This is a genomic window from Algoriphagus marincola DSM 16067 (assembly GCF_000429405.1).
Classification (GTDB): Bacteria; Bacteroidota; Bacteroidia; order Cytophagales; family Cyclobacteriaceae; genus Algoriphagus; species Algoriphagus marincola.
In genome coordinates, this window is the sequence record NZ_AUBU01000002.1 from 314,039 (window position 1) to 327,297 (window position 13,259).

Below are 13,259 nucleotides of genomic sequence, written 5' to 3' on the forward strand. Positions count from 1 at the left end.
TAGCTACTACTTTGTAGAGGAATGAAAAAACGGGTTCTCATCATCACCTATTATTGGCCACCGAGTGGAGGTTCTGGCGTACAGCGTTGGCTGAAGTTTGCCAAATACCTGCCCGAATTTGATTGGGAACCGGTCATTTTTACCCCGGAAAATCCGGATTTTGATATTCAAGATGCAAGTTTGGAGAGGGAGATTTCTAAGGATCTGGAAGTAATTAAGTTTCCGATTTGGGAACCATACTCCCTTTTGACAAAACTAAGAGGTAAAAAGAAGTCACATCCAGCAAGAATCCAAGAGCAAAAGGAACATAGTCTTTTGGAAAAAATGGCCATTTGGGTACGTGCAAATTTACTGGTTCCCGATCCGCGGAAATTTTGGATCAAACCCTCAGTAAAGTTTCTTCTTGAAGCGGTACAGTCAGGCCATTATCAGGCCATTATCACGACGGGTCCTCCTCATTCCATGCATTTGATAGGGAAGCAGCTAAAGGAAAAAACAGGAGTTTTTTGGTTGGCTGATTTTCGAGATCCTTGGTCTGAATGGGAGTTTTTGGATACCCTTCCCATGACTTCGACGGTGAGGAGAAAACATCAAAAGTTGGAAAAAGAAGTGTTGACTCAAGCAGATCATGTTTTGACTATTTCTCCCAGCTTTCAAGCAGATTTAGAGCGTATAGCAGGGAGGAAGATTGATTTGCTTACGAATGGGTTTGATCCGGATGATCTACCCGCTGATTTTAAGCCCAAAAAATTTCATGCCGGCGAGTTGCACTTGGTGTACACTGGAGTCATCGACTCTATTCGAGATCCGAGACCTATTTTGAATGCCTTAAGGGATGAGTTTTCTCAGGCTGAACAAAATGTCAAATTTACCTTCGTTGGAAAAGTCAGTGAGCAGGTAAGGGAATTTGTAAATAATGACTATTGGTTGAGTGTCCATGTTCATTTCCCCGGCTATGTTAGCCATTCGGAGGTTTTTGACTACTACGCGCAGGCTGATGCGCTTGTCTTGATTCTCACCACCACTAAAAATGCCAAAGGAAATATCCCCGGGAAGTTGTTTGAATACCTTTCGACAGGTATTCCGATATTGGCTTTGGGTGATCCGGGGGGTGATACGGCTAAAATATTAAAGGAATCCAAGGGTGGAAAGGTAGTTGCGGCGGAAGATAGGCAAGGGATCCGATCTAGCCTAAATGCTTTAAGTAGCGGTAAGTTTTCACGTTCAAATCCTGAGAAGATTATTCATTTTTCCAGAAAAAATCTAAGTAAACAACTAGCTAAAATACTCGATGAAAGTACCCTTTCTTGACCTAAGCAGGATTGATTCTGAACTCAAAGAGGAGTTGAAGCAGAAATTCGCTGCTTTATTGGACAAGGGGGTTTTTTCTGGGGGAGAAGAGGTGGATTTATTCGAAAGATCGATTCAAAACCAGCTAAAAATAAGAAATGCGATTGCCTGTGCCAATGGGACGGATGCTTTGGAACTGGCTCTTCGGGCTCTTCAAATTGGACCTGGGGATGAAGTTATAGTACCGGCACTCACTTGGGTCAGTACAGCCGAGGTTGTCAGGATAGTAGGAGCGAAGCCGATTTTTTGGGATACGGATGAGAAAGGGCTTTTGCGGGCGGATTGGGTGAAAGCTATTAGCAAACAAACCAAAGCAGTGATTCCCGTTCACCTGTATGGACGAATGGCAGATATGGAGTCGATTTGTGAAGCAGCCAAGGCCTCGAAAATTGCTGTCATTGAGGATGCTGCTCAGGCTTTTGGGACGACAAGAAATGGAAAAGCAGCAGGGACTTGGGCTGATATCGGCTGTCTTAGCTTTTACCCTACCAAAAATCTAGGAGCATTGGGGGAAGCAGGCATGTGCTTGACTCAAGATGAAGAAATCGCCAAAAAAATCCAGATTTTAATCAATCATGGTCAAGTCAGCCGGGATGAGCATGTTTCTGTCGGTCGCAATAGTCGAATAGATACGATTCAGGCTGCTTTTCTGAATTTGTTTTTGGGGAGATTTGATGTATTTCAAAAGAGACGAAAGGACTTGGCCAAAGTCTATCTGGAAAAATTGGGTGGACTCCCAAAACTTGGTCTGCCTGAGGATATTCTTGCTGACGATCATAACGCTCATCTTTTTGTCGTGGAGACTAACCAACGGGATGAGCTTAGAAACTTTTTGAAAGAAAAAGGAATCGGAACTGCGATCCATTACCCAAAAATTATCCCAGATATGGAGCCATATCGATCACATGGAGATTTTCCTAACGCCAGAAAGCTCACTGAACAAGGCTTGTCTCTACCCTTGAATCCATGGATTACCAAGGATGAAGTGAATTATGTTGCTGATTATATTGTGGATTTTTTTAGAATATGAACTGACTACAAATCCTTGTCTGTTTTGATCGATTTGTTCAGTGGTAAACCCAATTGGTAGCGTAAATCTTCATCTCTAAGCGGGTCAGTCACGTCGACTCCATACTGGATTTTTTTGGTGTCATCGTATACAAAAGTTCCGAATAGCCGATCCCAAATCGAGAAAATATTTCCAAAATTGGTATCTGTCCAAGGCCGCTCAAAGTGATGGTGAAATTTGTGCACGTTGGGGGTGACAAAAATGAAACTCAGCGGTCTATCAATCCATCGGGGTAGTTCAATATTTGCATGGGTGATGTAAGTGAAAAATACTGTACAAATGCGATAGAAAACATAAAAGGCAACTGGAATGCCAAAAACGATCACTGTCGCAATCGAAAAGAGTTCCCGGATAAAGTAATCGCCCGGATGATGTCTGGTACCTGTGGTGGCATCTACTTTCGTATCACTATGATGTACCAAATGAAACTTCCACATCCAAGCCACTCGATGAAGCATGTAATGAGCTACATATTGAGCGATAAAGTCCAAGGCCATCACTGCAATCAGCAGTTCGGCCCAAAATGGCAATTCAACCCACTGTAAAATCCCGACTTTCGAAGTACTGATCCAATAAAAAACACCTACGGTAGCAATACCAACCAAGACATTGATGACCATGGACATGCTCAGGAATACCAAATTCACACCATCATGTTTAAGCTTGTCGTATTGATGCCTGACAAGTGGAATGACCAGTTCAAGTGTCCAAACCAAGCCCAAGCAGGCAACTACCCAAGTGAGTTTGTAAAGCGCAGGCAAATCTTCGAAAAAGGAGATGTACTGTTCCATAATTCAATTGTTCTTCTGCTAATATAAAATCAAATTCCGATGCTTTGTTTAATATACGGCTACTGAATATACTTTTCTTCTGAATTTTTCTTTGAAAATTCAGAATCGAAAAAAACTAATTCCTTGGAGGATTGATCATAATATGAGCTCTGTGGGTACCAGGGTCCATGATCCAAGGCAGCCCTGGACCTGCGGGCTTCAGTGGGAGACCTGTACTTTCCGCAGTAGCCCAAGGAATATAGACCACAGATCGCGTATAAGTATTTTGCGCCTCTCCGGTTGCCCAATTGACATCAGCCTCATCAGCTGTCAGCGCATGAAGTACGGAGCCCTGATCGGGTAGTTGCAGCTTTCCTGCTTTTGCCTCAGCCTCTCGGGTGTCAAAGACTTCTTGAAAACCTTTTCCCTCCTTTCGAAGCGCCCATCCACGCTCCATAAATGGCTGTGCGCTGATATGGTAAGATGAAACGCTTAGCCCCTCCCGGTTTGGGTCGTCTCCGAGGCAAATCGTGTGATTGCTTCCTTTTCTCAAGAGCGTTCCATCATAGGCATAGACAGTGGCTTCGCTTCGCTGATCTTCAGGAGCAGCCAAAAGGGCCAGTTTGATTTGAATGTCTTTGCTCGGTGTATTTTGGGAGAAAGCTGAAAAGCTTAGCGATAAAACGAAAATGCTGATTAGGGTTCTCATGAGGATTAGATTTTGATGGTGATATCAATTTAAGGAAAAATTGGAAGAGTCTTACCCCGTCACTGCGACTTCTCTACCGCGCCTGATCGCCATGATAATCCACACATCAAAAAGAATAACTCACCTGCGAACCTACCTCAGGGTCTAGCTCGACTTGAGCGAAGACCCCAATCTCCTGCTGTAATTCTTCCACATGACTGATGATTCCGACGATTCGGTTTTCGTGGCGAAGGGACTTGAGAGTTTCGAAGACAACACGGAGGGAATTTCGATCCAGAGCTCCAAATCCTTCATCCAAAAAGAAGAAACTTTGATCTGCCTGATTGAGGGCTTTGACTTTTTCAGCTAAAGCCAAAGCCAAACAGAGGGAAGCCTGAAAAGTCTGACCTCCGGAAAGCGTTTTTAGCAGTCGTTTTTTGCCTCCATTGAGATAATCGATCACCCAAAAGGTGTTATCCGAATCAATCTCCAATGCCAGGCTGTTTTTACTGAGCTTCATAAATCGCTGATTGGCCGTATGGCAAAGTTCACGGAGATAGATCGAGCTCACGTATTTGACAAAGCCGCTTCCTTTGAAGAGTTTTTCCAGTTCGCGAAGGTAAGTTTCCCGCTTTTCTACATCGACTAGAAGCTTCTCCTGCTCTTTTTTCTCTTCCAGTTTTTGGTTGGTGTTTTTAAGCTCTTCCTGAAGTAGTGTCAAGCGATTCTGAATCTCCCTTGACTCATTTTTGGAAAGACTTAAGTCGTTCTGCAACTGTTCAAATGCAGCTTGATCGAAAGTAACGACCGATTGATCCTGCTCCAATTCTTCAATTTTACTTTTTACCAATGCCAATTGCTGATCAAAATTCTGAATTTCCTTTGCGGTCTTTTCTGCATCGAGTGAATGCTCGAATAGTTCGATCAATTTCTCTTCATCCTGAAACCCATGTTCCACTTTCAGTTGATCAAATTCTGCACTTAGATTTTCATTTTTCGAAGTCACAGATGCAAGTGTCGCTTTGAAATTCTTCAGGTCCGCAAGGTTGGTCGTGGCCTTGGTTCGGACTTCCTGTAGGTATTTTTGCTTGCTTTCGAGTTCCTCAGCTGCGATCTCAATATCTCGTTCTACTTTTTGGATCGTCTCCTGTACCCTCTCAGGGGATTTGGAGAAAAATCCTTTGCAAAATTCAGGGTCCTTGATTTCCTCTCTTTTGGATTGGATTGCTGTGAGTGTGCTTTCCTTTTTCAGTTGGGCTTTTTGGAGGTTTTCCCGCGAATTGTCCAGCTGCTTCTGAGCTTGATCCAACTCTTTTCTGAGGATTTGAAGCTGCTTAAGGTTTTGCTCCCGCAAACGGCTCTGATTTTCCAGCTTTTCGATGAAAGCCTCCAATTCTTCGACTTGGTGGATGGATTGGGCAGTAAGCTTTGAAGTCAAATTTTCAAGTTTCTCTGTTAGAAGTGATTTTTCTGAACGGTTTCTTTTCAGGTTTTCACCATGTGTTTGCTGATAGATCTCTTGCTCTTTGAGCTGCTGCCGAATGAGTAGGATTTTCTCCAGCTCCTCTTTTTCTTGACCGATCTTTTGCTCGATTTCGCGTAAGCTTCGGTCAGCAGCCGATTTTTCCAAAGGATTGGGATGCTCTAAGGAACCGCAAAGCGGGCAGGGTTCTCCATCCTCCAGCAAGTGGGCATGGCTGTGAAGTCCGGATTTGCGAAGTAAATTTTCCCGTTTTTCATCCCAGCTATTGATCACTTCTTTTTGCGCTTGTTGCCACTGATCGAGTGTCTTAAATTCGCTCGGAATGCTATGCCGCAATTTCTCCAGTGTGTTTTCTACATTCTTGCTTTCCTTTTCAAATTGGGAAATGAGCCTTTCCTTTTGTGCCAACTGCTCCAAAAGATCCTTCCAGGAACTCAATTGATTTTTTAATTCGGCTAGCTGATTGACATCCGTACTTGATTCGGACTGTAGGTGTATTTCTTTTTCCAGAATTTCCCTTTCCAGATCTTTTCGCTTTGCCTGAAATGTCTGAATAGCAGGAAGGATTTGATCCAGTTCATTTTTGGCAAGCTGAAACTTGGAGTCCAGTTCCTGAATTTCCAAGACTTTCTTGAGGTCGCGGATCTTTCCTTCCCGCTTGGGTCTGTCCTGATTCTTTTGCCGAAGGGCAGTTTCCTCCTGCTGTAGTCGATCAATTTCCTTTTCAAATTCTACTGCGAATCGCTCTGCGTCCGTAATGCTTACCCGGTATTTTTCGACATCTTTTTGAAGCTCTTGTAGCTGATTCCAAACAGGTCTCAGGTAGGTTTTTGCGGTGATAAAATCCCTGTGAATTTGTCGCTTTTCTTCAATCTGAGGTTTCTGTGCTTTGAGCTCAGCCAAAGACTTTTGGTTTTGCTGCCAAGCTTCATGTTTTTCCTGAAGGTTTTCTTGGGTTTTCAGGATTTTCTCTAGCTTTTCCAACTCGGACAGACTTTTCTCCCAACTTTTCTGAGTCGCTTCCAATTGGGTTTGAATCTCTTTTACCCCTTCCTCGGAATAAGCTTCCAGGCTTTGTAATCGAGTTTCTAATCGGATTTTTTCATCTTTTACAGCACGAAGAAGATGACCCGTTTTACCTGACAAGTCAAAGCGCTCCAAGCCAAAGAGCTCCTTCATCATCTCTGCCCGTGGACCCGGAGTGAGATCGATAAATTCCCGGAATTTCCCCTGAGGAATGATTACTGTCTGCTTGAAATGCTCCTTTTTCATCCCAATGATTTCCTCAGCTTTAGTATCGATCGCTTCCCAATCTGAACCTGATTGCTGATAGAAAATATGAGAAGCCGGATCTACCCGTTCGGGATCTTTTTTATTGCGCTTGGCTTCATAGCGAGCGAGAAAGGTTTGGGTATTGTTTTTTCCAGAGCGAAAGATAAATCGAATCAGCATCTGATCGCTCTGCAGGTTGAGCATGGAGTTTTTTTCACCCCGATCAGAGAGACGTTCGGTGCTGCCATAGAGCGCCAACAAAATAGCCTCCAGGATAGAGGACTTTCCGCTTCCCACGGCTCCGAAAATACCAAAAAGGCCAGCGGCTGTCAGGGGATCGAAATTGATCGTCTGATTTTCGCGGTAGGAGTAGAGACCTTGAATTTCTAACTGTACAGGAATCATGCGTTGGAATCTTGACTGATTACTTCTTTGAAAATTTCGAGGAGCTCTTCATTCGGTTCTTGTCCACGTTCGCTCTGAAAATAAAGCTTGAAAAGGCTGAGCATGTCTTTTTCGAGATCTTCAGCTTTCAGGCTGAGCGATTTTTGCCCTTGAGGGTTATTGATTTGGGGAATCAGATTGACGATACCGTCATGCGCCTGATTAATTGCTTTGCGAGTACTGGCATTGATCGAGTGCTCGGTTTGATAGGTCAACTCAACAAAACAATAAGGGTGTTTTTCCAGCCAATCCAAAGTATCAGGCAGATTATCAAAGGTTTTTCGGTAAAGGGGTCTCCCTGATTTTAGGGGAATCGGCTTGTATTCAGCGGCTTTTCCAGGCTCTAAGCTGACGATGACTACCTGCTTTTCCTGGTCTGCTTCCGAAAAGGAATATGCCAGCGGACTGCTGGAGTAGACGACAGGACAAGGATTTTTATCCACCGCATGGTAGCGATGCAGGTGTCCTAGCGCTGCGTATTGAATTTGTGCGGGGAGATTCTCTGTAAAAAGTGCCTGTGTACCACCCACATGTAGGATTGGGCGCTCTGACTCAGGTTCGGCTTCCAGCAGAGCTCCTTTTTTGGCAAAAAAGAAATGTCCGACAAAGGCATTCACTCCATTGGAATCACAGTATTGATCAGCGAGGTTTTTCCATTTATCAGCAAGGAGATTCCGAAATTCTTCCTCCCGGTTTTCCTCTCCTAGATAGGTGCGTAAGCTGACCTCATGCGCATATGGAGCCAAAATCAACCGAATAGGAAAGTTAATTTTTGGAAGCTTTAATTCCATAAAACCTCGGTCTGTCCGTAGAATTTTAACTCCTGAGTCCAGTGTTCCACTGGGAATAAGACTGTCATAGCGGGAATAAAAAAAGATGCCCATTTCCCGAGCAAGGGGATCAGGTGCTTCGACAAATTGGGAACTGTCATGATTGCCAGAGATGGCGATGATGGGACGATTTCCATTTTTGGATAGTCTGCGGAGCGTTTTGTAGAGCAATTCCACGGCTTCGTGTGCCGGATTGAAACTATCGAAGATATCACCCGCCAACAGGACAAGGTCAGCCTCCTGTTCATCGGCAATCTGGCAGATTTCATCCAGAACGTGCTTTTGCTCTTCGATTCTGGGAAATTCCTGTAGGCGCTTGCCAAGGTGCCAGTCTGCAGTATGAAGGATTTTGAGCATTTGGAATGAAAAAACTTGAATTTAAAATCTTAATCCAAGATACCTGATGGAGGGAGATCCTCCAAAGGAAAAACTAAATTGGACAGAAATTGGCATTTTTGTTCACACGGGACTGCCAATGAATCAAATCCTGCTCACATTTATATTGATGCTGATTTTCTGGCTGTTTGGGTATGGTTTTACCTCAGGAATTTTGGTAAAAATGAATCGATAAAAGGGTTCATCCCATCGAGCCTTCGAGTCTCTTTTTCAGGAAATTTACTTTAGCCTCTTGTTCGGACAGGTTTTAAATCCGAAAACTTTATATAGAGGACAAAATCCGACAAAGGAAGTAACTGTGAATAATATGGCTACGCCCAAATCAATAAAACCTATTGTTCCGGTAACTGTATTGGTGAAAAATAGCGTGAATAATACCGCAGCGAGAATTATTCTTATCCCAATATCAAGTGATCCCATATTCTTGTCTAAAATTCTCATGGCTTACTTTAGTGATTATAAGATTATTGGGTTTCGCTTAAATGTAAATTTAAATGATTGCGATTTGTCAACAAAATAGCGAAAGTCAATAGATTTTTTACTCTCACAAGATATAAACCGCCCAAAATCAACTTGATCTTGAATGCATTTGTTCATAATAGGTTCAATTTTATTGCCTTAAGGGTAAACTAATTGAGTCTTCAAAGCCTACTCTTCTTCGATCTTCGAAAGAGTGAAATTCAGATTTTCTAAATAGTCTCCATCTATCAGCGGTTTGATTTCAAATTCGATGGTACTTTGATCCACATTGGCATTCAAAAACTCCAGCTGTTTAGGATCTATCTCCAACTGGTAATTCCCTGGGAGTAAACCAAATGCGTAATAGGATCCATCGGCAAAAGTCCGAAGGGTTTCTATAAGTTCACCTGTTCCTTTTTTGGTAAGTAGCAATCTAAGTCCGCCTATTCCTTGTTCTCCGGACTTTTGCTTCATAAGCACTGCCCCTTCTATGATCCCTGTTCGGTAAAGCGGAATATCGATTACCTTGAATCGGTTCGGTTCAGCTACGAAGCCAAATTTCTTTTCTTTAGGTGCCAAGGTAGGATCGGGTAAGGACTGCGTATCAATTTCCAGTGCATAAGTCCAATAACTCTGCAATTGGGTGATTCTCAGTACGCCATCAGATCCTAATAGCATATTTCCGGATTTATCTAGACGCACCGCTTTTGCAGGGACTATTTCCTCTCCTTTATCAAACTTCCCATTTTCATTTTCATCAATGAACATCCGCACAGATACTCCTGACCTAGACACTTGATCTCGATTGGAAGGTAATAGGGCTCCAGCTACTGGATCTATTCCGATGGATCCACTGATGCTTTGTCGAGCGGAATACCCTTGTTTTCGTGTAGAAAATTGGGTTGAAGATCTGAAGAAGTTAAAATCATACAAAAAGCCAATCTGAAACTGACCTGAACCATTGATCAAGTCCCGATCATACGCCATGGTTAGACGTCCCAGTTTAAATAGCGTTTGTGAAACTTGGATATTCAGATTAGACAATTGGGAGGAGGCAGTATGGTACCTGACTTGAGATCGGATAAACATCCCTTTCACAAATACCGGTAAACTGGGGCTTCGTGGAAGAGAGTAAGTGAAAGAGCCTGTCAAAATACCAGGAGCGAATTCGGAAGAAAGGTCATCACCACTTCCTTGGCCCAATAGCTGTGCCCGATAATTAAAGCGCCCGGCAAGTTTTCCTATTTGCATATTAAAATCGGCCTGGAGATTTCCCTTGTATCCATCCATTAGCCATTGCTTTTCTCCACCGAATCGAATCCCCGAAAATCTCCCAAAAAGCTTAAATGGAATAAAGACGTTCAGATTGGCATCACGGATCGGCTGGCTACTCGCATTCTCTTCATTTGGAAGAGTCAGATATTCGGTGGCCTGCGTACTGATGTTGATGTTATTAGCATAAAAAACACTCGCATTGGCTCGATAGTAGCGCTCGGGCAAATAATCTACGTTGAAGAGGTATTGCTGAAACAAACGGGTAGACAACCCAAAGGAAGTATTCTGTCTACTTATGCCAAAGTAGTCCCCATAATTTATGCCTGCACGTATTGTCGTTGACTTGCTCAATCCAAATGCAAGGTCCGCATGCCCCACAAGATCGGACGGAAGGGAGTCTGCTGCATTTTGAAGCCGACCTCCTTGAATATTGTAAGCCAAAAACCCCTTGGGCAGGAAGGAAAAAGGGATCTGCAATTGACGATCCTGAACGATCACTTCTCCCTGAGGAGTGTAGATTCTCAGCGTTAAACGGACCGTGCCATAGGTCACCGGGGCATTAAATCGATAGTAGCCGACGTCATCGGCCCTCATAAAGTCTACTAATTGCCCCCCGATCAATAACTCTACCTCAGAATCTCTTTCGGTGTAGCCATCGATCACATAGACATCCAGCTCTTGCCGGGGAATTACAGGATTGTTTGTCAGTGAAAAGCCCGTCAAAGAAACGGCGTCTGTCAGACTGGTTGTGTTGATTTGACCTAGGGTGATGCTACTCAGCAGGACGTTTTTGTTGGGCTCTAATCCTCCCGGCAATACATATCGCCAGCGCAATCCCGAGAATTGGCTGCTCAAGCCCTCTGCACCTACAGAACCGGTGTAGGCTCCCTGAATATCCCCACCTAAAAACTCGCCACCGGCTCTGAGCTGAAAGGAGGTAGCTGTATTTTCGGAGGATTGATCAAAATTGACAGCATAGTCCAGCATACCCAAACCTAAAATTGCCCGATCTCGAGGCAAGGCCATAGGAATATCTTCCTGAGAACCTCCTCTTGCCATTAATTTTTTTCGGATAGCCTCCCGTTTCCTTTTCTCTTCGATCGGAAGTGGACGCTCCGATTTGAGGGACATAGAAAGGGCATAGGGATTTACTGTAAACTCGATGCCAAATATTCGCTGGAAATACTCTGGATGGAGAAAAAGGTCGAGTTCACCCAGGTAAAACTTATCTGCAGGAAGGGGTTCGGATACTCCATTGATCCAAATGAAACCTGCTACAGGGTCGATTTTCCAAATTTCTTCTGGGCTGGGATAACCTCCTTGCAGCCCCAGTTTATTATCTGTTTGTTCGTAAGGAATCTCAGTGAGGCTAAGGAATTCACCGAGTGGTAAGAATGCTACATCTTCAAAAAAGGCGGCATTTACATAATATTGTCCGATGGATGGGTGGGAAAAAGTCAACAGGGCTTCTCCATCAGGTTCTTGCTGAGCCTGCAGTTCGGGTATGGAACCTAGGCAAAAAGCAAGTATTGAAAGGGCACAAAAAACCCGCTTCCAGAAGAATACAACTGGATTCATTATGTCCACCTTGACTGATTGTTAGGATGTTTGGAGAAGGATTTTCTTGATTTAGAGCGTTATGCTCAGTTTCTTGCTAATCGGAGGAGCCTGAACCAAGTCCGAACTGGAGATGTCAGAGCGCTCTGTTTTGAATAGGAGCTCTACTTCATATTCTCCCGGAGTAATTTCCTCGGGAAGTGGAATGGAATAACTTCTAAAACCTTCGAAATACATGGCTACCGTCTGCTGATGTCTTGCGACTATTTCACCTGAATTCGATTTCACTACCGCTTCCAGGCTTCCTAAATATGGGGAATTGCCCGATACAGTGAATTTAGAATCTACCTTGATAAAATTTTCCTTTCTGCTTGCTGCCAGTTCTTGGAACTCCAATCCTGTGGAGGTTTCTCCATTTTTTTGAAAAACGGCTATGACTTGTTCCAATCTTAAGCTAATCTGCGTACTGATGCCCTCGGTGATAGTTTCTTCTACGCTAGCGGTTTGTTCATTGGAGGCTACCTTGACTCGTGTAAAATACATTCCATCTGGTCTGTTTCTATCCGGACGGACTTGGAAGCGCACTGCTTGTTGTTGACCTGGAGCCAAAATAAAAGATCTCGGAAATGTTCGAATTCGGTCTCCTAAGCCAGACTGATTTTCTCTGATACTGTCGGAATAGATCATCGAAAGATTTCCTTCAGCATCATTACCGGGGTAGCCAAACAGAAAGCTGATATTAACTTCTTGAGGTTTATCCGAACCATTAGAAACGTACATAGTACCGATCCCATTTGCATCAGCAAATACGGTAGTCGGAGCTAATGAAACTTGTGCTTGAACAATGCCAAAGACAAGTAGAAATTGAATCGATAGGATGAGAGATTTCATTGATTTTTGAATGAAATACCGGTAGAAATAATCTTTTCTACCGGTATTCAGTTGATTTGAATTAATTATAAGTTGCAGTCAAAGTCAAAGTGCCTGAATAAGAACCACTTTCTTGATCAGCAGCCGCATTTACTGTAGCTCCCACATATACATAGGTGCCATTTTTTCCGTCGACAGTGGATGTAGGAAATGTGATCGGATTTGAAGTAGCGACATTTAATTTAGTCAAACTGGAGGCTTCAGTTCCATAGCCAATTGAAGTCACCGCAGTACCACCTTGGTCTTCATTAAAGATGATCGGCATTTTTGCATCCCCATTAGCTAATTCCGTCAAGTTATTGAAGGAAAGTGTCACACTAGAACCAGCACCGGCAAATACTTTAAAAGAACCTGCTTGGATGCCTGCAGTAGAGACACCAGAGTTATCTGAAGAAAATGCGGTACCTCCTGGGGAAATATACTTTTTCGCACCTTTCATCACCTGACCGAAGTTTAAGTCTGTTGCTTTTTCTACTGAAATAGCATCAAATACAGTAGCCGATGCACTCATGTCAGCAGCTCTGTTTTGGGCCTGAGCTGTTACTCCGAATCCAATGGCGAAGGCCGCCACAACGAAAATTTTTACTAGTTTTTTCATGGTTTGTACTTGTTTGATTTTAATTGTTTAAGGTTTGTTTTTGTGTTTCAATTTTGATTTTACCTAGGTAGTGAAAACTGACTTTCAGGACCTCTTGTAATCTTGAAATAGTTAAATTTTGATCAAGAGTTCCTTAAA

Annotated in this window: 10 protein-coding genes; 2 read left to right on the forward strand and 8 right to left on the reverse strand. The window is 43.3% G+C overall.

Features of this window, described 5'->3' with window-relative positions; genetic code table 11:
- Nucleotides 1-21 precede the first annotated feature (21 nt).
- Together G457_RS0104475 and G457_RS0104480 are read left to right on the forward strand one after the other, a co-directional pair.
- Complete coding sequence (locus G457_RS0104475; protein ID WP_026945396.1) at nt 22-1,311, forward strand: glycosyltransferase family 4 protein; 1,290 nt, start codon at nt 22-24, stop codon at nt 1,309-1,311.
- On the forward strand, nt 1,292-2,380 hold the full coding sequence (locus G457_RS0104480) for a DegT/DnrJ/EryC1/StrS family aminotransferase (protein ID WP_026945397.1): 1,089 nt from the start codon (nt 1,292-1,294) through the stop codon (nt 2,378-2,380). Before G457_RS0104475 ends, G457_RS0104480 begins: the two co-directional genes overlap by 20 nt.
- Before the next feature lie 5 nt (nt 2,381-2,385).
- Here G457_RS0104480 and G457_RS0104485 read toward each other — a convergent pair whose 3' ends face one another.
- The 8 genes from G457_RS0104485 to G457_RS0104525 form a co-directional block, all read right to left on the reverse strand.
- Nucleotides 2,386-3,210 (reverse strand): sterol desaturase family protein, encoded by an 825-nt coding sequence (locus G457_RS0104485; protein WP_026945398.1) that lies wholly within the window; start codon nt 3,208-3,210, stop codon nt 2,386-2,388.
- 115 nt (nt 3,211-3,325) lie between these two features.
- Complete coding sequence (locus G457_RS0104490) at nt 3,326-3,898, reverse strand: hypothetical protein (protein ID WP_026945399.1); 573 nt, start codon at nt 3,896-3,898, stop codon at nt 3,326-3,328.
- Between the two features lie 106 nt (nt 3,899-4,004).
- A complete protein-coding gene (locus tag G457_RS0104495; protein WP_026945400.1) occupies nt 4,005-7,037 on the reverse strand; it encodes an AAA family ATPase in 3,033 nt (1,010 codons plus the stop codon).
- Nucleotides 7,034-8,263 (reverse strand): metallophosphoesterase family protein, encoded by a 1,230-nt coding sequence (locus G457_RS0104500; RefSeq protein WP_026945401.1) that lies wholly within the window; start codon nt 8,261-8,263, stop codon nt 7,034-7,036. Before G457_RS0104500 ends, G457_RS0104495 begins: the two co-directional genes overlap by 4 nt.
- Nucleotides 8,264-8,521: 258 nt before the next feature.
- Nucleotides 8,522-8,743 carry a YgaP family membrane protein gene (locus G457_RS22500; RefSeq protein WP_081701377.1) on the reverse strand — a complete coding sequence of 74 codons (222 nt, stop codon included), beginning with the start codon at nt 8,741-8,743 and terminating at the stop codon, nt 8,522-8,524.
- Nucleotides 8,744-8,950: 207 nt separating this feature from the next.
- Nucleotides 8,951-11,614: a hypothetical protein gene (locus G457_RS0104515; RefSeq protein ID WP_026945403.1), complete on the reverse strand. Its 2,664-nt coding sequence runs from the start codon at nt 11,612-11,614 to the stop codon at nt 8,951-8,953.
- 51 nt (nt 11,615-11,665) lie between these two features.
- Nucleotides 11,666-12,484 (reverse strand): fimbrial biogenesis chaperone, encoded by an 819-nt coding sequence (locus G457_RS0104520; protein ID WP_026945404.1) that lies wholly within the window; start codon nt 12,482-12,484, stop codon nt 11,666-11,668.
- A 61-nt stretch (nt 12,485-12,545) separates the two neighbouring features.
- Nucleotides 12,546-13,121: a DUF4402 domain-containing protein gene (locus tag G457_RS0104525; protein ID WP_026945405.1), complete on the reverse strand. Its 576-nt coding sequence runs from the start codon at nt 13,119-13,121 to the stop codon at nt 12,546-12,548.
- Nucleotides 13,122-13,259: the final 138 nt, after the last annotated feature.